This window comes from Aminobacter sp. BA135 (assembly GCF_050859125.1).
Classification (GTDB): Bacteria; Pseudomonadota; Alphaproteobacteria; order Rhizobiales; family Rhizobiaceae; genus Aminobacter; species Aminobacter ciceronei.
In genome coordinates, this window is sequence record NZ_CP139574.1 from 120877 (window position 1) to 142602 (window position 21726).

The following is a 21726-nucleotide window of genomic DNA, read 5'->3' on the forward strand; positions in this document are numbered from 1 at the left end:
ATCGCGGGAAGGGGGCGGGGCAGCCATCACGGGAGCCGATCATGCAAATCATCCGAACGGAAATCGAACAGGATCTCTCGGCCGAGGCCCATCCCATCCTGCGCGTCATGTTCAGGGGCGAGGGCGGCGAATGTGTCATCGTTGCCATGGCCGACGTCGACAGCCTTGCCGGCGACGAAGCCGCGGCAATCGAACGGGCAAAGGCCGTGCTCGTCCAGACCGCAACATTCGACAGCGCCGTTAACGACTATGACGCCCAGAGCAACGGCAACTTTGATCAGGTCACTGAAACGGCAGTGACGGATCAGGCTGGCGGGATCTACGTCTTCGAATATCGCGACGGCGATGGCTCCCGGCGGGTTCCGCCCTCGAAGATGCCCAGCCTGGATGCCGCTCGTGAGGAAGGGCTTCGCTGTGCGGTCGAACTGCTGGCCGACCTCGACCTGAACACGGGGCCCATCCCCGACTGGCTCATCCGGATTTACGACGAACACGACACCCTTCTTGCCGTCGTCGACCTCGAGCAGGCGGACGCAGCGCGCCAGGCGGCCGATCAGAAGGCGGACCGTCGTGACGGATCGTAGCGAGGGGCATCGTCGCGAGGTCGCGATTCTTTGCACCCCCTCTGTCCTGCCGGCCCCGCAAGGGCGAAGATCAGCCCTCATTGCTGCCCGCGCCAATCTCCGGCGCAGGGCGAGGCTGCCGCTGCCAATCTCGCCCCTTGCCACGGAGATATCCGGCAGGTCAGAGGGGAGCAACGTCGAGCACTTTCCTTTGAAGTCGGCGACAACCCTGCTCCACCGGCGGAGAACATCCGGTTCGGAGAGGCCGCGATCCTTCTGGGGCCGGCGAGGCGTACTGTTTCGGGCAAGCGGACCCCGGGAGGGCGGTGATGGCGGCTGAGGGGCTGGTGCATGGTCCGCTGGGCGACAACTGTCTCCATCTCTGCGTCGACATGCAGCGGCTGTTTGCGCCTGACGGCCCGTGGTCGGTTCCCTGGGCGCAGAAGGTGCTGCCGGCGATCGAAGAGCTTGCCGGGGCGCATGCCAGTCAGACTGTGTTCACCCGCTTCGTTCCCGCCGCCCGTCCGGGCGAGGGGCCCGGCATGTGGGCACGCTATTACAGGCGATGGGCGGAGGTTACGCTGACACGCATGGACCCGGCCTTTGTGCGGCTGCTGCCTGCCCTGGAGCGGCTTGTTCCTCCGGCCCGCGTCCTCGACAAGCACGTCTATTCGCCATGGACCGAGGGACGTCTCGACGCGCTGCTGGGAACGGAGATCGACACGCTGGTCGTCACCGGCGGCGAAACCGACGTCTGTGTCCTTGCCACCGTCCTCGGCGCCATCGATCGGGGATATCGGGTCGTGCTGGCGACGGACGCATTGTGCAGTTCTTCCGACGCGACGCATGACGCCCTCATGCAACTCTATCACTCCCGCTTCAGCGAGCAGGTCGAGACAGTGACGGTCGAGGAGATTCTGCTGAACTGGCAGTGACTGGAGCTTCGCGGAACGGGGATCGACATTACCCGGGCGCGGCGGAGGGACAGCTGGCGTAGCGTCGCTGCTATCCTATCTCGCCGCCAGCCTGTCGGGCACGAGGCGATGGCGGAAGCGGTCGCGGATGTGGGCATTGAAAAAGCGCCCCTTCGAAAAGGCGCTTCGGAATGCGGCGTAGGTCTCAGGCGGCACCGCCTCGTAGTCGTAGCGTCTGCCGCTGACAACGAACCAGACCGACAGCACCCGGGTTTCCGGATCATAGGCGGTGTCACGGATCGAGGTCGACGGCATTTCGCTCAGGCTCCCGCCGCATGGCGCACAGGCTCAGCTAAGCCGATCGAGGCGCGGGGACGACGGCGAAGGCCTGCTGAACGGGGTCCAGCAGGCCGATAGCGCGCTGCATCAGGCCTCATCGCGAGAAGTAGTGGACCTCGTCGTCGTCGCGCTGCCAGCCGCCCAGGGCGCCTGCCGCACTGGCGATGAAGGCGCCGATGGCCAGCGACAGGGCGCCCACCAGCGCGAAGGTGGCGCTTGCCTTGCGCGCCGTATCCGCAGCCTGCTGCGCGGTGGCCTTGGCTTGGCCGATGCGGGTCAACACGGCGTCGACGCGTGCCTGGGCATCGGCCTCGGACAATCCGGTGCGCGCGGCGACCAGTTGCACAAGGTAGGTGCGATCCTCTGCCGAGACTTCATTCGTCGCCGCACTGGCCAAAAGGATGCGCGACGCCTGCAGCGCCGCCTGATCGGACTCCGCCGTGCCGGGGGCGGCGACCCTGGCGGGATCCGACGGCCGGAACAGGGTGTCGACGAAATAGGACGTCGCCGTGTCGACCGCGGGCGAATCTGCGTTGGCGGTCGCGGCCGCAGCGGCACCCGAGGCGACATTCGACGCGGCCTGGAGGCCGCTGCCGACGGCGGCCGACAACACCGACCCCAGTACGCCGGCGACCAGAAGCGTGGCCAGCGCCCAGGCGAGAAAGCCATGCGCCGTATCCCTGAAGAAGGTCTCGTCGGTGTGGATGCCGACCCATTTGGTGCGCAGGCGGCCGGTCAGGTAACCGCCGACGGCGGCCGACAGCCACTGCACGATCACCAGCCAGACGGCGGTGGAAGCCGCAAAAGTCGTGATCGTGACGCCCGCGCTGGGCCACGGCGAAACCATCGTCAGGCCGAGGCCGGAGCCGAGCAGCATCAGCACCAGCGTAATGCCGGCCGCCGCAGCGGCGCCGGCCAGGATCGGCCCCCAGTTGATCGCCGAGGCGGAGGATTCCGGTGCGAAGGATGCGGGCGAAGTGGCGATGCTTTGCGCGGCCAGCGTCTCGTCGGGAACCAAGGTCATGTCATCCTCCTAGCGCACGAAAAGAAGGATCAGGATGATGATCGGGATCGGAATCCCAAGCAGCCAGAGAAGAATACCGCGTCCCATTTACGTCTCCTGCACGTGTTCGGCGCCATTCCGGCGCGCTGTTTCGGTGGATGAACAGTCCAAAGGAGAAGCGTGCCGGGGCGCAAATGGTTCCTCGGAGCGGAGACTTTATGGCGGCAGGCTTTTCGGTGGGCGGCTTCACCGGAGAGCTGCACGAGACGCCCGGCCCAAACTGCGGCTCTGCTCGAACCATATTCCCGCCTGGCCGTTGAAGGGTGGTTCGCCACATGGAGAGTGCAATGAAACGCTGGCTCAGGGACAACGGCCTCACCCTCACATTGATGCTTGTCTTTCTGCTGTCGATCCTGGGAATGGCGATCGCGGGCTTCGCCCATGAGAGCCGGGAGCTGGCGCTGCACGGCGAAGCGCCGCCGCGTTTTCTCGCCTATCTCGGCTCGGGAACGTTTGTCTCGGCCGTCTTCGAGAATTGGGAGAGCGAGTTTCTCCAGATGAGCGCCTATGTCATGCTAACCGCGTTTCTGTTCCAGCGCGGGTCGGCGGAATCGCTCGATCCCGACGATCCGCACAGGCCAGGCGACACGCCGCCCGCCAGGCTGCGCGGCCGCATCAGGACGTGGCTCTACTCCTACGGGCTGGGGTTGAGCCTTGCCGGCCTGTTCGTGCTTTCGTTCACTATCCACTGGCTGGCAAGTGCGGCTGCAGCCAATGAGGAGGCGGCACGCCACGGCGGCGAGATCACGTCCGTCGTGAGCTATCTGTTCGACCCGCTGCTCTGGTTCGAATCCTTCCAGAACTGGCAGTCGGAGTTTCTCTCGACGGCGATGCTGATCGTGCTGTCCATCTTCCTGCGTTTCAAGGGCTCGCCAGAATCGAAGCCTGTCTCCGCACCACACGGCCAGACGGGAGCCTGAGCTGCCGATCCGGTCCGATCAGGGCAAGGGTTGCGTCGCAGCGCAAAACTATTTGATGTCCATCCTGGCGCGCGCCTCAGTGCCACGGCGGCGCGTCCGCGTGCCGGCGAGAAACCGCCTCAGGAAGGCTTGCGGCGGCGGCAAGGGGGCAGGGGCGGCGCCGTTCTCCACCGCGCGGTTGCGCTTGCGCAGCCGGGCCGCATCCTGGAGCAGGGCGCCGGCCCAGCGATAGACGTTGTTGGTGCTGACGACCTCGCGCAGCCTGTGCATGCGCTCGCGCTGCTCGTCCTCGGGCATGGTGATCGCACGCTGCATGGCTTCGGCCATCGCCGACGGATCGAACGGATTGACGATCAGTGCGTCGAGCAGCTCCCGCGACGCCCCGGCGAAGGTGCTGAGGATCAAAACGCCCTGTTCGTCGTCGCGGGAGGCGACAAATTCCTTGGCCACCAGGTTCATCCCGTCATGCAGGCTGCTGACCACGCAAGCGTCGGCCGCGCGGTAGGCGGTGTAAATATCGGCCTGGTTGTGGTGTTCGTCGAGCAACAGGATCGGCTGGTAGTCCTTGTCGCCAAACCGCCTGTTGAAGTCGTCGACGAAGGTCCGGCATTCGGCGTGCAGGTCGCGATAGGCGGGCAAGGTACCGCGGCTGGGGGCGGCGATCTGCACGAAGACAAGCCTGCCCACCCATTCGGGATAGCGCTCGAACAGCTGCTGGAAGGCAAGGAACCGATCGAGGATGCCCTTGGTGTAATCCAGTCGCTCGACCCCGACCAGCAGCCTGGTTTGCGGATCGAGACCGTGACGGCTCAGCATCCTGCCGCGACATTCCTGCACCGTGGGCTGCGTCGCAAGCGCTGCAGGCGGCCATTCGATCGAGATCGGATAGGGGTGAACCAGCGTCGTCTGGCCGCCATAGGAGATCGAGGAATGCTCGCGCTCGATGCGGCTTTCGAGGAAGCGGTCGACGCTGTCGGTGAAGTTGTTGCAATGGAACTGGATGTGGAAGCCGACGACCGAGCTGCCGAGCAGACCATCGAGGATCTGTTCGCGCCAGGGACAGATGCTGAACACTTCGGGGTTCGGCCAGGGAATGTGCCAGAAGGTGACGATCGTTGCGTCCGGCAGCTTGTCGCGGACCATGCGCGGCAAAAGCGCGAAATGGTAGTCCTGGACAAGGACGACGGGATCGGGCGTGCGGGCTTCGGCGACGATGCGGTCGGCGAACTTCTGGTTGACGGCGCGATAGGCCTCCCAGTCGGATTCGCGGAAGATCGGCCGGGTGAAGACGATGTGGCAGAGCGGCCAGAGCCCGTCATTGGCGAAGCCGAGATAATATCCCTTCTGCTCGTCCTCGCTCAACCAGACGCGGCTCAGCGTGTAGCGCGGCCTATCGGGCGGGACTTCGATCCGGTCGTGCCGGTCGACGACCATCCTGTCGGCGGTGCCGCCGCCATGGGCGATCCATGTGCCGGCACAAGCACGCATGACCGGCTCCAGCGCCGACACCAGGCCGCTCGCCGGCACGATCAGTTCCACCTTGCCGTTCTTCAGATTGTGGATGTAGGGCTCCCTGTTGGAGACGAGGATGATCTCGGCGTCGGGGAGCTCGCTTTCAATGACATGACGCATCGTCTCCGCGGTCCAGGCGATCGTCGGGGTTTCGACAAGCCGATTGTTCTGTTCGAATTCCGGCAGCAGCTGCCGCGGCGGCTCCTGTGCGGTTCGCCGCAGCTGGCCGGCATCGTCCGATATCGGCGCCGGACGGCGCCGCCACGCGGCGATCGATACCGCAATGGCGATCACCGACATGGCCAGCGCGACTAGGGCCACGCTCGCCAGGTTCAGGAATGCAGGATCGTATGTCATGCCGTCGCTTGAAATGAATGGAACAGGCTACAGAAGCTGAACTCGTCCGGCGTGGATCGGTTCCTCCGTCTGGACAGTTTGCAGCCCATGCTGGTCAACTCCGCACCACAAGCGGCGCGCGGCCTTCGTCACGGGCATCAAGGAACGCGGCAACCCGGTCGCCGACACGCTGGAAATTGAGGTCGACCTGCGCCCGACCGACGCGCAGGCGTCTGACCGCCAGCGTGTCGATGCCGATCGGCAGCCTGGGCCTGTTGACCCTGATTTCGTTCTCGAACCCGTCGATCTCGAGGCCGAGGCAGGCCTGCATCAGCATGAAGGCCGACCCCGACGACCAGGCTTGCGGCAGGCAGGCGACCGGGTAGGCGACAGGTGCTTCGCCCGGCGCCCTGGTGAAGCCGCAAAACAGTTCGGGCAGGCGCATGTTGAAATGGACGGCGGATTCGAACGTGCCGCTCAACAGCCGGACGAGGCTGTCGCGTTCGCCGTAGCGCGCCATGCCGGCGCCACAGATGGCGGTGTCGTGCGGCCAGATGGGGCCGTTGTGATAGGACATCGGATTGAACGGGATTTCGTCGTCGGCGAGGGTGCGAATGCCCCATCCGGTCTGGAAGCCGGCCGCCAGAAGCTGGTCGACGAGGCGCCGCGCCCGTTCCGGCGACGGCAGGCCGACGAAAAGCAGGTGCCCTGCATTGGAGGCGCGAACCTCGCAGGGCTTGCTCTCGCCATCCAGCGCCAGCGCGTAGAAGCCCTTGCCGTCCATCCAGAAATGGCGTTCGACGGCGGTCCGCATGCTCTCGGCGCACTCCGCCCAGCGTTTCGCCGCAGCTTCGTCGCCCCTTCGTGACGCGAGGTCTGCGAGGCCGCGATAGGCGGCAAAGGCATAGCCCTGGACTTCCACCAGCGCGATCGGGCCTTGCGGAATGCGTCCGTCGGCATGGAAGACCGCGTCGGAGCTGTCCTTCCAGCCCTGGTTCGACAAGCCGGTGTCGGCGGCGCGCTGGTAGGCGACGAAGCCGTGCTCATGGCTGGCCCGCATCGCATCGATCCAGCCGGCTGCGGCGCACAGCGACGGCCAGAGCTCGTCGATGAACGCCATGTCGCCGGTGCGTCGGGCGTAGGCGCCGGCGAGATGGACGTAGAGCGGCGTGGTGTCGACGCCGCCATAGTAGCGGCCGAAGGGCAGCTCGCTGAGCGCCGTCATCTCGCCCTTGCGCGTCTCGTGCATGATCTTGCCGGGCTGTGAATCGCTGAAGGCAAGCGTTTCGGTGGCCTGATGCCGGGCCAGGAACGACAGCACGCCCTTGGCAAGACCGGGATTGAGCCAGAGCATCTGCAGCGCCGAGATCACGCCGTCGCGCCCGAAGGCCGTGGAGAACCAGGGAATGCCGGCATAGGGATAAGGACCGGTCGCAAGTTCGGTCGTCAAAAGCGCGATGTCGGCGCGTGCGCGCGACTTCCAGTCGTTGAAGACCCGACCCGAACTGTGCAGCGTCGCGCCGTGCCGGCGCTTGGCGCGCATGCGCCAGCGGGCGTGGGCGGTGGCCGAACGGTGGCGCTCGCGGCTGGGTGGCGCGACATGGCTTGCGCTGACCTCGACGAACAACGAGCCGCCGCCGCGGCGGGCGAGGCTGATGCGAAATTCGGCGTTTCCGGCGCTCAGTTGCACCGGCTGCTCGGAAAAGGAGATGACGGACTGGCGGACCAGCGTGTCGAGGCCTTCGTAGCGCAGCACGACATGATCGGCGGAGGTTTCGCTGGCAAATGTCCTGCCGCGCTTCCGGCGCGCGGTTCCGCGCACTTCGAACATGTCGCGAAAGTCGGCGTCGAACTCCAGCGACACCGGGACCACGAGCTCCCTGTCGCTGTAGTTGGCAAGCCGGATGCGCTCGAACATCCTGTCCTGCCACAAAAGCCGCGAGCGTTCGACATGGATGATCCCCTGCGGCAGCTGCTCCAGCGGCATGTTGGTCATGTTGGCGGTAAAGACGATGTTGTCCTGGCTGAGCGAGGCGCCGAGCAGCGTCGGCTCGCGTCCGCCGACCCGCAACCGCAGCAGCGACAGCACCCGCGTGTCGTCGCGGAACAGGCCGTCGCCTCTGCCCTGTATGTCGCCGCGATCATTGGCAACGACAAAACAGTCGCCGTCCTTGAGGGCGTATTGCCGGTGCGGCGTCCTGGGCGGCGCATCGTCGAGCGCTGCGAGCGCCACCGCGGGGTCGAGCTGGCGTTCGTCGAGTTGTGCCATGTTCCCTCCCGTCAGGGTTTGCAATTGTCGGGCCGTTCAGCCGCCGTGGCCGTGCAGCAGCTGCGCGTAGGCGTCGGCATATTGCCTCACCATGCGTTCGGCCGAAAAACGCCTGTCGAAGACGGCGCGGATCCTGTCGCGGTCGAGGCCGACCACCTGGTGGACCGCCGAGATCGCCGCCTCGACCGTGTCGACGAGCGCCCCTGTCACCCCCTCGTCGATGATCTCGTTCATGGCGCCGTTGTTCCAGGCGACGACGGGCGTGCCGAGCGCCATGGCCTCGATCACCACCAGGCCGAACGGTTCCGGCCAGTCGATCGGAAACAGGAGCGCTGCGGCATTGCCGAGAAGCTCGTCCTTCTCGGCATCGCCGACTTCGCCGATGAACTCGACGTTGACACCGTCGATCAGCGGCTCGATCCGATCGTGGAAATAGGCGCGGTCGTCGTCGCCGATCTTGGCGGCGATCTTGAGCCTGTAGCCGCTCCCGAGCGCGATGCTGATGGCCCTGTCCGGCCGCTTGTCCCTGGACAGCCGGCCCAGGAACACCAGATAGCCGCCTTGACCCGTCCACCTTTCGCTGCCTGGCCGGCGCGGCGGCAGGCCATGCTGGATCGTCGCCAGCCAGTTGGCATCGGCGAGCGGAAAGCGCTGCCGGTCGGAGATCGAGATCAGCGGAAAGCCGGGCCAGCGCTTGTAGGCGCCGGGAAGGTCCCGGTGGTCCAGGCGGCCATGCGGTGTCATGACCGTCTTGCCAGCCATCTGCTCAAAGAAGGGGAAATGCAGGAAGTGGCTGAGATGGAAATGGATGACGTCGAACTCGGCGGCCCGGTTGCGCACCTCATGGAGCTGCGTGAGGTGGGCGGCGATCGCCGAAACAGGCGGATCCGGATCGAGGCGCAGGGCACAATCCCGCGAAGCGACAAGCGTCGCACGCGTGGTGGAGTCGCCGCTGGCAAACAGCGTGACGTCGTGGCCGAGCGCGACAAGCCCGTCGGCCAGATAGGAAATGATCCGTTCGGTGCCGCCGTAGAGACGCGGCGGCACGCTCTCATAGAGCGGCGCGACCTGGGCAATCTTCATGTTTTTCCGCCGTCCTTCCGAGGCAAAACCCATCCCGCCAGCACAAGCTGTCCGTGGGGAAAATCGCCCCCGGCGAAGATGGTTCCCGCAAAAGTGGGGATTGGGCGCGCTGGTCTATTCTGGGGAACGAATGGAGTGCTCGCCGGTTAACCCCCATCCTCAAACGAGAAGAAGATGCGATGTATGCCCTGGCGCTTGCCACCGATTACGATGAAACCCTTGCCGACCATGGCGCCGTCACGCCGGCAGCGCTTGAGGCGATAAGGAAGCTCAAAGATTCCGGGCGGAAGCTCATTCTGGTGACGGGCCGCGAATTGCCCGATCTCAAGCGGGTCTTTGCAGAGCACGAAATCTTCGACCGCATCGTCGCCGAAAACGGCGCGCTGCTCTATACGCCGGCGACCCGCAAGTCGCGCCAGCTGGCGCCGCCGCCGCCGCCGAAATTTGTCGACCGGCTGCGAAAAAGAGGCGTCGAGCCGCTGTATGTCGGCGAGACCATCGTCGCCACGCTCGTTCCCAACGAAACCATCGTGCTGGAGGAAATACGGGACCTCGGGCTCGAACTCGAGATCATCTTCAACAAGGGCGCGGTGATGGTGCTGCCCAGCGGCTTGAACAAGGCGACGGGGCTTCTGGCGGCGCTCGAAGAGCTGGAACTATCGCCGCACAATGTCATCGGCATCGGCGATGCCGAGAACGACCACGCTTTGTTGCGCACCGTCGGTTATGGCGTGGCGGTGGCAAACGCCCTGCCGACGGTCAAGGAGACGGCCGACCGCTCGACGCGGGCGGCGCGCGGCGCCGGCGTGGCCGAGCTTGTGGGTCTGATGCTCGACAAGATGCCGCCTTGATGGACACGGAAAGACAACGCGTCGAGGTCGGCGCCGACGCTGCGGGCGCGGCTTCGGTGATTTCGCCTTATGGCGGCTGCAGTCTGATCGCCGGCACCTCGGGCATCGGCAAGTCGACGCTCGCCACCCTGCTGACGGAACGCTTCTTCAAGAAGGGCTACCAGTTCTGCGTTCTCGACCCCGAAGGCGACTACAGCCATCTCGAGAACGTCGTGGTGGTCGGCGACGCCGATGCGGCCCCGAACCTGCGCGAGATCCTCGACCTGCTGGAGAAGCCGACGAACAACGTCGCCGTCAACATGCTGGGCCTGAAGACCGACGAGCGGCCCGATTATTTTTCCAGGCTTCTGCCCGAGCTCGCCTCGCTGCGGGCGCGCAAGGGCCGGCCGCACTGGCTCGTCATCGACGAAGCCCATCATTTGTTGCCGTCGGCCAGGGTCGGCAACTCCTTCGCCCTGCCCAACGAATTGCCGGCGACGATCCTTGTCACCGTCCATCCCGATCTGGTGTCGAAGGACGTGCTGCAGAAAGTCGAGGTGGTGATGGCGCTTGGGCCGGAGGCCGGCGCGGTCTTCGACAGCTTTTCCCAGACGGTCGGCGTCGACGGTCCGAAGGGCATCGTTCCGTTGTCGGAGCAGCAGATACTGTTCTGGGACCGGGCATCGGGCCGGTCCGCCAAGGCGATCAAGGTCGACTACCGAAACAGGCGCGCAAGCGCCACAAGCGCAAATATGCCGAAGGCGATCTGGGCGACAGCAGCTTCTATTTCCGCGGGCCCGACGGCGCCATGAGATTGAAGGCGCAGAACCTGATGATGTTCCTGCATATCGCCGAAGGCGTCGACGACGCGACCTGGGAGCATCATCTCAGGGCTGGCGATTATTCCAAATGGTTCGGCGGCAAGGTCAAGGACAAGGAACTGGCCGCGGAGGCGCGCGCGATCGAGGACAACGAACAGTTGGCGCCCGGCCAGAGCCGTGCCGCGATCGCCGACGCCGTGCGAAGCCGCTATACTGGGACGACTGGGTAGAGCTGAGGTGCGAGTTGCCGGGCTAGCGGCGACGGATCAGCTCGGGCATTCGCCTGACCAGGCTCGCCAGCGCCGGCTCGTCGACGAGGGTCGCCGCATCCTCGGGGCACAGCCATTTGCGGCCGCGCTCGGCCTCTTCCTTCCAGCTGTCGAGCACCGTCTCGACCGCCATCGGGAAGACGCGGACGATGATGGGGACAAAGCCGACCGACAGCCTCTTCCAGTAGCGGAAGGAGCCGATCGGAACCCTTGCCATCTGCCCGACCACGCCGGCTTCCTGCCTCGCTTCGCAGGCCGCCGCAGCCGCCGAGCTCTTCTTTTTCATCGGCCAGCCCTTTGGCACGACGAAGCGCCGCGTTCCGCGTGTGGTGATGAGCATCACCCGCATCGACCCATCCGCAGCCAGGCGATAGGGCAGTGCTGCGACCTGGTTGGCGGGATCGCCCTTGATCGCTGAGCGGATGGCACGCCTTTTCCGCTTGTTCATGGTCACAGGCTCGCCGCGCCCTTGCGGATGCGCGTGGCGCCCAGCTGCTCGAGCGCCAGGCGAACGAAGCGCAGTTCCGCCTGCCAGCCGTCGTCGGCATTCATCGCGCTTTCGGACGCCGCCCGCTGCAAGGCGCCGGCATCGTCTTCGAGATGGCGCAGGCGCTGTATCTTGATCTCGCGGGAGGCGCGCGGATCATCGAGAATCTTCCGGACCAGTTCTTCGCAAGGCGTATTCATGACGACACCTGAATTGTCTCGGCACCTGAAGACAATGACCGGTGCGCGGCTTGGTTCCGTTCATTCCTCAGATCGTTGATTGGCATCAGATCAGCCGCCGGGCCATCGGACCGGCAGGCGCACCGGATCAATAGCCGGCCAGCCAGGAAAAGCCGCTGGCGGTGCCGAAGGCCACGGCAAGGTGGAACCAGCAACTCCAGCAGAGTGGTTCGTTGTCGGTCAAAAGCCGTATTGCAGGATGATCGAGGCGAGCGCGCCGAAGATCACCACCAAGTAGACCATTTCCTCTGCGGACATATCGCATCTGCGGCGGCTTTCTCTACGAACGCCCCCGCCTCGTTGAAGCACGCAGCCTGACATAGGGCGTGAGCCTGCGAAGAACACCTCGAACGCCAGATTGGCTTGCGGCGTCATCAGCCGCTGCCGGGTTGCGCCGGGCGGGGGGACGAGCCGGCAGAAAGTTCGGAACCAGCCCCGTCGCGATGCGTTGGCCTTGAGATGCCCTGAACCCGAGGAGACCCTAAATGAACAATCTCATCGAAAGCGACAAGGTTATCGGTACCGAAGTTTACGGACCCGATGGCGCCCACATCGGCGAGATCGAACGCTTGATCCTCGAGAAGGTCGATGGCCGTGTTGCACATGCCGTGCTGAGCTTTGGCGGTTTTCTCGGCATGGGGCAGGACCGTTATCCATTGCCGTGGAACAAGCTGACCTACAATGAGGATCTGGGCGGCTTCCAGGTCGACATCACCCGGGAGCAGCTCGACGGAGCGCCGACCTATGTCGAAGATGATTGGTCGGAGGAGAACAATCGCCGTATTTACGACCATTACGGCGCTCAGCCCTACTGGTAACGCGGCAGGAGAGGGGTAACGACTTCAGCGACCGTTCCGGTCCATAACGAGGCGTGGCAGGGGTTCTTGCCACGCCTCGTCTCATGCGTCCGATGCGGCGACGGGGTCGAAGGCAGCGGGTCGACAAAGGCAGGCGGGGCGGTCGATCCATAGGGCGGACCGCGTCCGTCGCATCCACGGGGAATTCCGCCGCAGACGCGATGAGCCCTTGGTTCGATGAGCCCGGGGATCAAAAGAGCCTCGCGACCAACAAGTCTCGGCCTCAACGAACCTCGCCTTCAATGAACCTCGGGAAACCTCGGGCTTAATGCGCCTCGCGCCGTTTGCGCGTGGCTGCGGCCTTCTTTGCCGAGGCCGACCGTGCCGAGGCCGAACGGCGCGCAGCGGCTTCGCCGCCGGCCTTTCCGCCTTTCTTGGCCGAGGCGTTGCTGTCGGGCTTGCCCCGCCCCGAGCCCGACTTGTTGCCGCCGCCCGAATCCTTGTTGACCGTCGCCCAGGCCCGCCGCTCCGCCTCGTCGGCAGAGACCCCGCGGTCCTTGTAGCCTTCCTCGATATGCTCGGCCTTGCGCTTCTGCTTGTCGGTGTATTTGTCCTTGTCGCCTCTGGGCATGTCTTTTCTCCCTTGGTTCGCCGTCCGCTGCCGGGTGTGTCAGACGTCGGGCAAGGCGGTCGAATGGATGCCGTGTTCGGTTGGCACGGCCGAGATGACGGCACTTTCCGGATTGAAGGCGCCGTGGTTCGCCAGCGCGACTGCCGCCGGCTCGGGTGTCAGATAGGCCCACATGAAATCGTCGGCCGCTTCGCCGACGGCGGAAACGCTCCAGAAATAAGCGACGCCCCAGTCCGGACGATGAACTGTCTTGTCCATCGCCCGCAGCATCTCGAAATAGATGTCTTCGAACGGGATATAGAACACGTCGGGCTCGCCTTCGACGCAGACCATCCGTGCCCGGGTCGTCGACGCGATGACGGCATCGGAAAAGGTGACGGTCACCGTTCCGTCGAAGGTGCCGATCTTGAGCTGTTCGGTTTGTGGTGCGGTCTGCATGATGACCTCCTTCATTTCAGACGGCCCTCCACACGCTTCGGCCCGCCTTAAACGTCGATTGCTTGCCCCGTCGTCTCCTTGAAGCAGGCCAAGGCTCCCCGCGCCTACCGGCAGCCCCGCAGATCATCTGCCTCGACCGGATTGCCCCGCATCGTTCTCACCCGCATCGTTCCGGCCGGCACGGTTCCGCGCTGCATCAGTTTTGGCTGCACTGGTGGCAGCATCGTTGTGCAGGTGATCGTGCAACAGGCTGATTTCGGCCCAGCCGAACTGATCGCCCGACTGCGTGACGATGCTGGCCGAATGCATCTGCCGCGACGACGGCGTGGCGACGGCATGCCGGATCGCCTGCGCCAGATGCGCAAAGAATGTTCCATGCGTGAAACGGTCTTCGTAGAACGTCGCCGGGCAATTCAGATCGACCGTTTTTCCATTGATGAGCATCGGTAGTGACTCCGTCGTACGGGACTTTTGAGCATGGGTTGGTTAGTTGCTGCTCCCTAACCGCCGGCGGGCCGGGCGGTTCCACTCGCAGCGATCACGAAATCAGTTCGGCCCCGCATGACGTGGCAAGGGGATAGAACCGGCCCGGATCAGTCCAACATCTGGCTGATGGCGGGGATAAGGCCAGCCCGCCAGTTCCAGCGCCTTGGCGTGGTCGGCATGCTTGCCATGGGTCGATGTCGGGTCGGGGTTGCCGCGATCGGCGCAGACCACGCGGTCCGTCATCAGTTTGAGCGGCGAGCTGAAATCTAGCACCAGCAGATATGGGAGGGTGTTGACTGTGCGGTCGAAGATCGACGGTCTGTCGCTTAGGAATGGACGTAATCTTGCTTTAAATCGGTCGGCGAATTTGAGAATGGCCGCATGAATACACGCCCCGCTGCCAGGGTTATTGTCGACCGCAAAGCTGCACCGTTGGTCGAAGCAGCACTGGCCGACACGCGCGTTGTTTTGATTTCCGGACCCAGGCAGGCAGGTAAGACCACCCTCGCGCGCCATCAGCAGTAGGCCGGGGCCAGCTGCGACGTCCAAGGAGGCCTAACCCGCGGCGCCAAGGCTCGAGTGTGCGGCCTGAAATAGGGTCAGCTATCGCTGAAGGGGCCACGGTTGATAGCGGCCAAGGCTAGCATAGCAATACCGCAGACAGACAATATTGCACCAAACCACAACGTCGCGACCATGGTATTGCTCCCCTTTACAGTCGCAAACAACTCACTGATTGTCTCATTGATTCAGCGTGTGTTGTGTGACTTCCTGGACGCTGCCGGGGTCGCGTGCACGGTCCATGAGGCCGATGACGAAGAGGGCAACCACTGCGAATGCAACAGCCACCATCATGGCATAGAAGCCTGTTGTCTTATTCATTGAAACATCTCCCTGAGACGCCCGGAATCAACCGCCGGCAGCCCAAACGGTTCCGACGCGCCTTCCATCGGGCGCATGCGGGGTTGTTTGAGTACCCGCCTCAGGCGACAAGCTCCGCCTTTTCAACCATGGAAATTGTCCATCTCTGCTAGCGCGTCCAAGCCAGTGCCGTCTCGCTAATCGCCAGATTTGAGTATTGACCACCCATCGCTACCGAAGGGTGGTGGCGATGAGCTGGCGCGTCGACAGAGGCTGGCCGATCACGTGGGCTCACGTTCTGAGCAAGCTGCGCAGCTGATCGGGCAGCATGGGTACAGCATGCCGGGGTAATCGACCGCATCTCGAGAACCGGATCGACGCGTTGTGAAACAGTTCCGGGATTTCCCGCTTCGTTGTCGAGACGGTCTTACCGTACCGGATGACGGGAACGACAATCATAGCGATGCGTTTTGAGTTGGAGCGCCAGCAACGACCCGAACCGTCAGGCGCTCTAGCAGCGAGGCCTGCCGCGAATTCGCCCTCCGGCAGGTCTTCGCTTAGGAATATTGGTCCTTCTCAGAGTTTCACGATACATACCGTAGTCGTTTTCGTCCCCTTCTCGGCCACAGATTGTTTACCTGGCCTGCCGGCCTCCCAGAAGGGGCAAGCCTTTCTCTGTCGGCCGCATCCGTCGGTCGTCGCAACGCCTCTGGCCCAGGTCGAAGGCGTAGAACAAGGCCGGAACTTTCCAGCCGGACAGCGCTCACAAGCTTGTTGAAGCTGGAGCGCCCACTTTCGTCCTGCGCCACCCTCTCGCCTTCAATGACGGCATCGCACTTGATCCACTCGCGCATGGCAACGCGGACCCCGTCCCTTGTCGATCAACCATAGAAACGTTGCGCCATGATAGCGTCGAGCTTGCTCCGCGATGAGCCGTAGCGCTTGATGATGGTCGCGGCTTCGCCTCGGCTCAGGTCGTACTTGCTGGCAAAGTCATCAATCTCATATTCCTGCTGCGAGGACGAGGATACGAGTTTGCGGTCCTCTTTTGTTTTGGTTGGATCGTCAGGCATTGGAGGCCTCCAATCATTATTAGAGAACCCTAAAACGCTGTTCGGTGTAATTCGATCCAGGCTAGCTGCAGAGCTTGGACGCCGCTCTCGGCTTGGCCCGGATGATCGAGAGCGATCATGCAGGCGTCATCGCCCGACGGCTCACATTATTTGCCCGTACCCCTACCTTGCAACTGGCCAGCAGAATTGACGGTGAAATGCGCATCGTCACGATCGAACGACACTGGCGCTCGGATTGCGACGGCAACCATCGAGTTCAGCCGCAACTAGAATGACGTTTGTTAGGCCTGTTTCCACTTAGAAACGATAGCGTAAGCCGATTGTATTTGCGTTCGATCCTTCGGCCATGTCGCCGAAAAAGCCGTTTGCCCCCGACCTGTGGTGCAACTGGTAAACCAACTCAAGGTCAGGAATTTGTCTGAGTCGGAAGGAGAGTTCGGGACCGACGAACCCAAGTAGCGTTGCATCGCCGTCCCGGCTGATCTCGCGAAGGCGCTCGATCTCGGTAGGTCCAGTCACGGCACTAAGACCGACGGTTACCGCCGGCGCAATCGCCAGATCGCCTATGACAAGCCCATGGTGGCGGAGTCTCAGGCCGGCCCAAACCTCCCCGGTCGTCTCATCATCGTCGCCAAACCGGATTGCCGCCCCCGCTACCCCGCCAAGAACGAAGCCTGCTCCAAGTTCACGGAAATCGCGTCCAAAGGCAGCTCCAACGAGGTAATTGTCCGTGTAGTCCACGTTCCAGAATTGCAGATTGTCGCCGAAGGAGCCTTCGCCAAACACGCCCCCGAAAACATGGACGTCGTTCAGCCGAACCTGGCCTTCGGAGCTGACGAACGGATCCTGGGTTGCGATGTAAACAAAAGGGGCGCCATCGCCTGCGTGAAGGCTGCTGGCCGGTGCCAGGAACAGAATTGCACTTACAAGCGGCTTCGCTCCAAACACGGACCTCTCCCGAATCAAACGCCCCAACGTTTGCTAATTTAGCATCGCGAGGGTCCGTCCATGCAAGTTCCTGGATGTCGCGATCCTCGTCCTGGGCCAAGTGGCTCGTGGCATAAGGCTGCCAGTAGCCGATATAGCGGTCGAGCTGCGCCCTGGCGGTGCCCGGCGCCAGCCGCATGAAGGCGAGCCAGTCGACGAGCAGGCGCCTAACATTTTTCGCGCCTTCGACGTCGCAATGAACGACCACCGAAAACAGCCGTCCCGCGAGATGGCGGGGATAAGGCCAGCCCGCCAGTTCCACCAATTTGGCCTCACCGGCCTGCTTGCCATGGGCGGCGACCCACATTGGAGAGATGTCGTTCTTCCAGTCCTGGGTCTGGCCCAGCCCATGATTGGCGAGTGACAGAGCGGTGCAGCTGTCGAAAAGCACGCCTGCAGGGGGAAGTTGCGGTCATATTTCGCAGGCCAGCCGCGACAAATCCGTTCTCCAGCGGCGCTACCGAAGAGATATCGACGACAACCTGCTCGCCACCACTTCCGAAAAACGACTCTGTGAAAATACGAGCTCCAGGCTCAAAGTCCGCTGGAGAGCCCCTATCCGGCCACTTGCCTTTGGAATGCGACGAAGGGCTAACGAAGTCCAAAAAACGACAGTATGGCCACTACGATGACAACCAGTCCAACCAGATAAATGATGTTGTTCATATCGGTCCTCCCGTGCATTTGATAGGCGACATCATCCAAACGCCAGGCAGTCGTCGAAGTTCCGCCATGGCTGTGCGCCCATGTGACCGCGACCGCCCCCTGTCATGGGATATGCAACTCTTGGCGATTTCATCCGCTCGGCGGAAGACCCAACTAAGGAAGTGCTATGCGCGCTCAGATCATGAGAGGCGCAGTGTCGATGACAAGCTTGAAAAGACAGTCACCTGGCTCGGTCAGTGCCGGAGCACGTTGGCAGGCGACAAGGCCCGACTGCGCGAAATGAACTGACCTGGCAGGCTCCGACGGCCCAGCAGTCGGATGGATTGTGCCGGCAAGATCTCCGACCTCAACCTCGTCTCCCACCGCCACTGCGGGCTCGAAGATCCCCCTGACGGGTGCATAGGTGAAGGCATGCCTGCCATCGACCCGCATGGATCGTGTCGGCCCAGCCGGCTCGACGATGGCCTCGGGCAGGATGCCCAGATGTTTCAGCACACGCAGCACCCCGTCGCGCGCGAGCTTTTCACCCGCCCGTGACATCGTCGCCCCGCCGCCGAGTTCGGTGGTCAGGGCAGGAATGCAGAGCGCCTGGGCTGTCGCCGACAGGGTCGTGGCACCGCCGCCGCCCGAGCCGTCGCTGATCGAGCCGATGGGGGCGCCAAAGACATGCATGAGTTCGACGAGCCGTGCCGTCTCGGCAGCGGTCTTGCCCACGCGGATCAGGCAGCAGGGAAGATAGAGCAGCGAGGTGCCACCGGAGTGCAGGTCGATGACGATGTCGGCGAGAGGCAGAAGCACCTCTGAGACGTAGTGGGCGATCATGTCAGTCGGCGAGCCATTGGCGTCGCCGGGAAACATCCGGTTGAGATTGCCCTGATCGAGCGGCGACACGCGCCTGCCTGCGTCGACCGCGGGATAGTTCAAAGCCGGCAGGATGATGATGCGGCCGCGGAGCTCGCCGGCATCGAGCTGTCGGGCAAGCTTGCTCAGCGCAACCTGGCCCTCATACTCGTCGCCATGATTGCCGGCGATCAGCAATGCGGTTGGCCCGACACCATTCCTGATGCAGACGACCGGGATGGGGATAGTGCCATAGGCGGAACGGTCACTCGAATACGGCAAACGCAGGCAGGAGATCTGCTTGCCGTCTTTGTCAAAATCAACGTCCGTCCAGATGCGTGTGTCGTTCGCCACCGATCCGTCCTCTCAATGCAGCAGCGTGTTGAGGAAAGACTGGGCGCGCGGATGGCTGGGCGTCGAAAAGAACGTCATCGGCGATGCCTGCTCGACAATGCTGCCCTGATCCATGAACACGACCTGGTCGGCAACCTCGCGGGCAAAGCCCATCTCGTGGGTGACGCAGATCATCGTCATGCCTTCGTGGGCCAGTCCGGTCATGACGTCGAGGACCTCCTTGACCATTTCCGGATCAAGCGCGGAGGTTGGCTCATCGAACAGCATCAGCCGCGGGTTCATACACAGCGCCCGCGCGATCGCCACCCGCTGCTGCTGCCCGCCTGACAGTTGCGCAGGGTATTTGTCGGCCTGTTCGGGAATGCGGACCTTTTCCAGGAAATGCCGCGCCAGGCTCTCAGCCTCCTTGCGGGGCATGGAAAGAACCCGGCGCAGTGCCAGCGTGCAGTTCGACAACACAGTCAGATGTGGAAACAGGTTGAAGCTCTGGAACACCATTCCGGTCTGGCGACGCGCCAGTGCTGTCTCCCTGGCATTGTCACCCAGCCGGATCGTGCCAAGTGTAACGGTTCCCTGCTGGTAGGCTTCGAGCCCATTGAGGCAGCGGATCAAGGTCGACTTGCCCGAACCGGAGGGTCCGCAGATCACGACGCGGGATCCGCTTGGGATGGTGAGGTTGACCTCCTTCAACACATGGAAGGCGCCATACCACTTGTTGAGCGAGGTGATCTGGACGGCAGGTTTGTCGTCTGAATGGGTCATGAAGTACCTCTGTAACCGCTTGAGGGCAGCGAACTAAGTGTCTGATTTCGTGCGTGACTGGCGACTGTGCTGTCGGCTATCTGGCTGTCGGCCCCATCAGCCTGACCTCAAGGCGTTTGATGGCCTGCGAGATGAGGAGTGCGAGGCCAAGGAAGATCAGGCCGGCAACCGTCAGCGGCTCGGCATAGCGGTAGGTCTCGGATGCGATGTCGAAGGCACGTCCCAGCATCTCCGGCACCGCAAGCACCGCCAGATAGGGCGTCGCCTTGAGGATCGAGACGAAGTAATTGCCCATGGGTGCTGCGATGTTGCGCAGCATCTGCGGGGCGATGACAAAGATGGTCATGTCGATCCTGCCAAGGCCAAGCGCCCTTGCAGCTTCGCCCTGACCGTTGGGGATGGCATCGATGCCGGCCTTGAACACCTCCGCGAGATAACCGCTGTAATAGAGGCTGAGCCCAATCATGCCCGTGGCAAGCGCACCAAAGCGAATGCCATAGAACGGCAGGATGAAATACAGGCAGTAGAGCCAGACCAGCACCGGGGTTGCCCTGATGAAGTCGATCAGGAAGCGGATGAAGAGCCCTCCCAGCCCACCTGAGCGGCGGATGAGTTCAAGGCCAACGCCGACTGCCGAGGCGCCAACGCAGCTGACCGCTGCCACCAGCAGCGTCATGCCGATGGCGCCTAGGATGGTCGGCACAGTCGACAGCGCAAAGGCGAGATCAAACTGCACAACGCGCCTCCCTTGCCGGGCTGATGCGCCGTTCCACCCAGCGTCCGAGCAGTGCGACCGGATAGCAGACGATGAAGTAGGCCAGCAGCAGCGAGCTGTAGATCGGCACCGGGTCATACTCGATCTGGGAGATCTCCTTGGCGCGGAAGGTCATGTCGGTCAGCGTCACCAGCGAGACAAGCGATGTCGCCTTCACCAGCTGGATGAGCTGGTTGATGAAGGTCGGGCTCATGGCGACCAGCGCCTGCGGCAGTTCGATGCGCAACAGGATGGTGGCACGCGACAGCCCCAGTGCCAGGCCAGCTTCCTTCTGGCCACGGTCCAGTGCCTGCAGGCCGGCTCTCACCGCCTGGCTGGCATAACCGCCAATGTTGAGCCCCAGCACCATGGCACTGACCGTCATTGCCGACAGCGCCAGTCCGGCGAGCGGCAGGGCGTAATAGAACACGAAGAGCAGGATGATGACGGCGGAGCTGCGCCAGAACTCGATCACCGACGTCACCACGAACCGCGACGGGCCCGTGGTCATGTATTGGGCGACGCCGAAGATGAGGCCGAAGGGGATGGCAAAGACCAGGCCATAGAGCGTCACCAGAACGGTGACGCGAAAGCCCTGCAGGATGCCGAGCCAGATTTCGAGGATGGTCATTTGCCGTCACCAGCGGTGCCGCAGAGCTTCTGGACGGTGACGGTATCCGGCACGACCTCAGTCTCGCCAAAGCCATATCTGGCCATGACCTTGGTCACCGTGCCGTCCTTCGTCAGCGCCAGAAGCCTGTCATCCCACAGTGCCCGCAAATCCCCGTCTTCACTGCGGAACGCCACAGCGGCATAAGTTGCCTGCTCGTCTGTCGTCACGAAGGGGGTTGCACTTTCCAGTCCCTTGAGCTTGCCGCTGGCAAGCAGGCCGATCACGGTGGGAGACGAAAGCACCGTCACATCGATGCGGCCGGAGCGCAGGGCCGAGATGTTGGCCTCGATGTCGGGAAACAGCAGCATATTGCTTTCCGGCACGCCGGCGACAGTCGCATTCCTGACCGACACACTGCCGCGGCCGGCACCCATGATGATCTGCTGTCTGACGATATCGTCAAAGCCATGGATCTGTTTTGGATTTCCAGAAAGCACGATGGCCGCGTCATGGACCTTCAGATCGGGAGCGCCAAAGGCAACCTGCCGGCAGCGCTCCGGCGTGATGGACAGACCGGACGCCACCGCATCGAAGCGGCCGGCCAGCAGGCCCGGGATCAGGGCGCCGAATTCGGTGACCCTGATGTCGATCTCCTTGACGCCAAGTTCGGCAAAAGCGGCTCGCAACAGATCGGGATGCCATCCCTTGGCCTCGCCGGTGGCTTCATCGCGAAAGCCCCAGGGGGTCCGGTTGTGGATGCCGATGACGATCTTGCCCTCGCGCAGGATGCGCTCCTTGGTCGTCTCGGCCAAGGCCGCA

At 63.3% G+C, this 21726-nt stretch carries 24 protein-coding genes and 4 pseudogenes; 7 read left to right on the forward strand and 21 right to left on the reverse strand.

What is annotated here, in order from left to right; genetic code table 11:
* The first annotated feature begins 41 nt into the window (after positions 1 to 41).
* On the forward strand, positions 42 to 584 hold the full coding sequence (locus tag SLT36_RS31145; RefSeq protein WP_432289581.1) for a DUF6894 family protein: 543 nt from the start codon (positions 42 to 44) through the stop codon (positions 582 to 584).
* Positions 585 to 892: 308 nt separating this feature from the next.
* Positions 893 to 1498, forward strand: coding sequence for a cysteine hydrolase family protein (locus SLT36_RS31150; RefSeq protein WP_432289583.1), 606 nt, complete (start codon positions 893 to 895; stop codon positions 1496 to 1498).
* Positions 1499 to 1573: 75 nt separating this feature from the next.
* Here SLT36_RS31150 and SLT36_RS31155 read toward each other — a convergent pair whose 3' ends face one another.
* Positions 1574 to 1792 (reverse strand): KTSC domain-containing protein, encoded by a 219-nt coding sequence (locus tag SLT36_RS31155; RefSeq protein WP_067969412.1) that lies wholly within the window; start codon positions 1790 to 1792, stop codon positions 1574 to 1576.
* A 118-nt stretch (positions 1793 to 1910) separates the two neighbouring features.
* Complete coding sequence (locus tag SLT36_RS31160; protein WP_432289585.1) at positions 1911 to 2840, reverse strand: hypothetical protein; 930 nt, start codon at positions 2838 to 2840, stop codon at positions 1911 to 1913.
* A 326-nt stretch (positions 2841 to 3166) separates the two neighbouring features.
* Between SLT36_RS31160 and SLT36_RS31165 the strand changes: the two genes are divergently transcribed.
* Positions 3167 to 3799 (forward strand): DUF6766 family protein, encoded by a 633-nt coding sequence (locus SLT36_RS31165; RefSeq protein ID WP_432289587.1) that lies wholly within the window; start codon positions 3167 to 3169, stop codon positions 3797 to 3799.
* Between the two features lie 48 nt (positions 3800 to 3847).
* On the opposite strand, the gene SLT36_RS31170 is transcribed toward SLT36_RS31165, so the two are convergent.
* The 3 genes from SLT36_RS31170 to SLT36_RS31180 form a co-directional block, all read right to left on the reverse strand.
* Complete coding sequence (locus SLT36_RS31170; RefSeq protein ID WP_432289589.1) at positions 3848 to 5668, reverse strand: alpha,alpha-trehalose-phosphate synthase (UDP-forming); 1821 nt, start codon at positions 5666 to 5668, stop codon at positions 3848 to 3850.
* Positions 5669 to 5762: 94 nt separating this feature from the next.
* Positions 5763 to 7916, reverse strand: coding sequence for an amylo-alpha-1,6-glucosidase (locus SLT36_RS31175; protein ID WP_432289591.1), 2154 nt, complete (start codon positions 7914 to 7916; stop codon positions 5763 to 5765).
* Positions 7917 to 7952: 36 nt separating this feature from the next.
* On the reverse strand, positions 7953 to 8999 hold the full coding sequence (locus SLT36_RS31180) for a glycosyltransferase family 4 protein (protein ID WP_432289593.1): 1047 nt from the start codon (positions 8997 to 8999) through the stop codon (positions 7953 to 7955).
* A 179-nt stretch (positions 9000 to 9178) separates the two neighbouring features.
* Here SLT36_RS31180 and SLT36_RS31185 point away from each other — a divergent pair.
* Positions 9179 to 10880, forward strand: a pseudogene (locus tag SLT36_RS31185) (HAD hydrolase family protein).
* A gap of 22 nt (positions 10881 to 10902) precedes the next feature.
* On the opposite strand, the gene SLT36_RS31190 reads toward SLT36_RS31185, so the two are convergent.
* The 3 genes from SLT36_RS31190 to SLT36_RS31200 all read right to left on the reverse strand — a co-directional run bounded on the left by SLT36_RS31190 (position 10903) and on the right by SLT36_RS31200 (position 12020).
* Positions 10903 to 11367 (reverse strand): NUDIX hydrolase, encoded by a 465-nt coding sequence (locus tag SLT36_RS31190; RefSeq protein ID WP_432289595.1) that lies wholly within the window; start codon positions 11365 to 11367, stop codon positions 10903 to 10905.
* A gap of 2 nt (positions 11368 to 11369) precedes the next feature.
* Positions 11370 to 11606 (reverse strand): hypothetical protein, encoded by a 237-nt coding sequence (locus SLT36_RS31195; RefSeq protein ID WP_432289597.1) that lies wholly within the window; start codon positions 11604 to 11606, stop codon positions 11370 to 11372.
* 219 nt (positions 11607 to 11825) lie between these two features.
* On the reverse strand, positions 11826 to 12020 hold the full coding sequence (locus tag SLT36_RS31200) for a hypothetical protein (RefSeq protein ID WP_432289599.1): 195 nt from the start codon (positions 12018 to 12020) through the stop codon (positions 11826 to 11828).
* Between the two features lie 110 nt (positions 12021 to 12130).
* Here SLT36_RS31200 and SLT36_RS31205 point away from each other — a divergent pair, with 110 nt between their 5' ends.
* On the forward strand, positions 12131 to 12463 hold the full coding sequence (locus tag SLT36_RS31205) for a PRC-barrel domain-containing protein (protein WP_432289601.1): 333 nt from the start codon (positions 12131 to 12133) through the stop codon (positions 12461 to 12463).
* Positions 12464 to 12767: 304 nt separating this feature from the next.
* On the opposite strand, the gene SLT36_RS31210 is transcribed toward SLT36_RS31205, so the two are convergent.
* The 4 genes and pseudogenes from SLT36_RS31210 to SLT36_RS31225 all read right to left on the reverse strand — a co-directional run.
* Positions 12768 to 13073, reverse strand: a complete 306-nt coding sequence (locus tag SLT36_RS31210) for a plasmid stabilization protein (protein WP_067969381.1) — start codon at positions 13071 to 13073, stop codon at positions 12768 to 12770.
* 39 nt (positions 13074 to 13112) lie between these two features.
* Positions 13113 to 13526 (reverse strand): DUF427 domain-containing protein, encoded by a 414-nt coding sequence (locus SLT36_RS31215; RefSeq protein WP_432289603.1) that lies wholly within the window; start codon positions 13524 to 13526, stop codon positions 13113 to 13115.
* Positions 13527 to 13634: 108 nt separating this feature from the next.
* Positions 13635 to 13955 carry a hypothetical protein gene (locus SLT36_RS31220; RefSeq protein WP_432289605.1) on the reverse strand — a complete coding sequence of 107 codons (321 nt, stop codon included), beginning with the start codon at positions 13953 to 13955 and terminating at the stop codon, positions 13635 to 13637.
* 168 nt (positions 13956 to 14123) lie between these two features.
* Positions 14124 to 14255 (reverse strand): annotated as a pseudogene (locus tag SLT36_RS31225) (NADPH-dependent FMN reductase); the annotation flags it as partial.
* A 123-nt stretch (positions 14256 to 14378) separates the two neighbouring features.
* Here SLT36_RS31225 and SLT36_RS31230 point away from each other — a divergent pair.
* A pseudogene (locus SLT36_RS31230) lies at positions 14379 to 14510 on the forward strand (ATP-binding protein); the annotation flags it as partial.
* 228 nt (positions 14511 to 14738) lie between these two features.
* Here SLT36_RS31230 and SLT36_RS31235 read toward each other — a convergent pair.
* Entirely contained in the window at positions 14739 to 14879 is a 141-nt protein-coding gene (locus tag SLT36_RS31235) for a hypothetical protein (protein WP_432289607.1), read from the reverse strand.
* Between the two features lie 860 nt (positions 14880 to 15739).
* Positions 15740 to 15931 carry a DUF3606 domain-containing protein gene (locus SLT36_RS31240; protein ID WP_067969365.1) on the reverse strand — a complete coding sequence of 64 codons (192 nt, stop codon included), beginning with the start codon at positions 15929 to 15931 and terminating at the stop codon, positions 15740 to 15742.
* A 74-nt stretch (positions 15932 to 16005) separates the two neighbouring features.
* Between SLT36_RS31240 and SLT36_RS31245 the strand changes: the two genes are divergently transcribed.
* Positions 16006 to 16206: a hypothetical protein gene (locus SLT36_RS31245; protein WP_432289609.1), complete on the forward strand. Its 201-nt coding sequence runs from the start codon at positions 16006 to 16008 to the stop codon at positions 16204 to 16206.
* Positions 16207 to 16228: 22 nt separating this feature from the next.
* On the opposite strand, the gene SLT36_RS31250 is transcribed toward SLT36_RS31245, so the two are convergent.
* The 7 genes and pseudogenes from SLT36_RS31250 to SLT36_RS31280 form a co-directional block, all read right to left on the reverse strand.
* Complete coding sequence (locus SLT36_RS31250; protein WP_432289611.1) at positions 16229 to 16879, reverse strand: hypothetical protein; 651 nt, start codon at positions 16877 to 16879, stop codon at positions 16229 to 16231.
* A gap of 67 nt (positions 16880 to 16946) precedes the next feature.
* Positions 16947 to 17360 (reverse strand): annotated as a pseudogene (locus SLT36_RS31255) (NADPH-dependent FMN reductase); the annotation flags it as partial.
* 398 nt (positions 17361 to 17758) lie between these two features.
* Positions 17759 to 18778: a succinylglutamate desuccinylase/aspartoacylase family protein gene (locus SLT36_RS31260; protein WP_432289613.1), complete on the reverse strand. Its 1020-nt coding sequence runs from the start codon at positions 18776 to 18778 to the stop codon at positions 17759 to 17761.
* Positions 18779 to 18790: 12 nt separating this feature from the next.
* Positions 18791 to 19540 carry an amino acid ABC transporter ATP-binding protein gene (locus tag SLT36_RS31265; protein WP_432289615.1) on the reverse strand — a complete coding sequence of 250 codons (750 nt, stop codon included), beginning with the start codon at positions 19538 to 19540 and terminating at the stop codon, positions 18791 to 18793.
* A 76-nt stretch (positions 19541 to 19616) separates the two neighbouring features.
* Positions 19617 to 20276, reverse strand: a complete 660-nt coding sequence (locus SLT36_RS31270) for an amino acid ABC transporter permease (protein WP_432289617.1) — start codon at positions 20274 to 20276, stop codon at positions 19617 to 19619.
* Entirely contained in the window at positions 20266 to 20925 is a 660-nt protein-coding gene (locus SLT36_RS31275; protein WP_432289619.1) for an amino acid ABC transporter permease, read from the reverse strand. Before SLT36_RS31275 ends, SLT36_RS31270 begins: the two co-directional genes overlap by 11 nt.
* Entirely contained in the window at positions 20922 to 21719 is a 798-nt protein-coding gene (locus SLT36_RS31280; RefSeq protein ID WP_432289620.1) for a transporter substrate-binding domain-containing protein, read from the reverse strand. Before SLT36_RS31280 ends, SLT36_RS31275 begins: the two co-directional genes overlap by 4 nt.
* Between the last annotated feature and the right edge of the window lie 7 nt (positions 21720 to 21726).

Excerpts from the sequence above, each read along its gene's own strand:
- SLT36_RS31275 (WP_432289619.1), bottom strand. The coding sequence starts at position 20,925 with ATGACCATCCTCGAAATCTGGCTCGGCATCCTGCAGGGCTTTCGCGTC.
- SLT36_RS31180 (WP_432289593.1), bottom strand. The coding sequence starts at position 8,999 with ATGAAGATTGCCCAGGTCGCGCCGCTCTATGAGAGCGTGCCGCCGCGT.
- SLT36_RS31200 (WP_432289599.1), bottom strand. The coding sequence starts at position 12,020 with ATGACGCCGCAAGCCAATCTGGCGTTCGAGGTGTTCTTCGCAGGCTCA.
- SLT36_RS31205 (WP_432289601.1), top strand. The coding sequence starts at position 12,131 with ATGAACAATCTCATCGAAAGCGACAAGGTTATCGGTACCGAAGTTTAC.
- SLT36_RS31165 (WP_432289587.1), top strand. The coding sequence starts at position 3,167 with ATGAAACGCTGGCTCAGGGACAACGGCCTCACCCTCACATTGATGCTT.
- SLT36_RS31160 (WP_432289585.1), bottom strand. The coding sequence starts at position 2,840 with ATGACCTTGGTTCCCGACGAGACGCTGGCCGCGCAAAGCATCGCCACT.
- SLT36_RS31220 (WP_432289605.1), bottom strand. The coding sequence starts at position 13,955 with ATGCTCATCAATGGAAAAACGGTCGATCTGAATTGCCCGGCGACGTTC.
- SLT36_RS31175 (WP_432289591.1), bottom strand. The coding sequence starts at position 7,916 with ATGGCACAACTCGACGAACGCCAGCTCGACCCCGCGGTGGCGCTCGCA.
- SLT36_RS31240 (WP_067969365.1), bottom strand. The coding sequence starts at position 15,931 with ATGCCTGACGATCCAACCAAAACAAAAGAGGACCGCAAACTCGTATCC.
- SLT36_RS31150 (WP_432289583.1), top strand. The coding sequence starts at position 893 with ATGGCGGCTGAGGGGCTGGTGCATGGTCCGCTGGGCGACAACTGTCTC.
- SLT36_RS31210 (WP_067969381.1), bottom strand. The coding sequence starts at position 13,073 with ATGCCCAGAGGCGACAAGGACAAATACACCGACAAGCAGAAGCGCAAG.
- SLT36_RS31265 (WP_432289615.1), bottom strand. The coding sequence starts at position 19,540 with ATGACCCATTCAGACGACAAACCTGCCGTCCAGATCACCTCGCTCAAC.
- SLT36_RS31235 (WP_432289607.1), bottom strand. The coding sequence starts at position 14,879 with ATGAATAAGACAACAGGCTTCTATGCCATGATGGTGGCTGTTGCATTC.
- SLT36_RS31155 (WP_067969412.1), bottom strand. The coding sequence starts at position 1,792 with ATGCCGTCGACCTCGATCCGTGACACCGCCTATGATCCGGAAACCCGG.
- SLT36_RS31215 (WP_432289603.1), bottom strand. The coding sequence starts at position 13,526 with ATGAAGGAGGTCATCATGCAGACCGCACCACAAACCGAACAGCTCAAG.
- SLT36_RS31145 (WP_432289581.1), top strand. The coding sequence starts at position 42 with ATGCAAATCATCCGAACGGAAATCGAACAGGATCTCTCGGCCGAGGCC.
- SLT36_RS31195 (WP_432289597.1), bottom strand. The coding sequence starts at position 11,606 with ATGAATACGCCTTGCGAAGAACTGGTCCGGAAGATTCTCGATGATCCG.
- SLT36_RS31190 (WP_432289595.1), bottom strand. The coding sequence starts at position 11,367 with ATGAACAAGCGGAAAAGGCGTGCCATCCGCTCAGCGATCAAGGGCGAT.
- SLT36_RS31170 (WP_432289589.1), bottom strand. The coding sequence starts at position 5,668 with ATGACATACGATCCTGCATTCCTGAACCTGGCGAGCGTGGCCCTAGTC.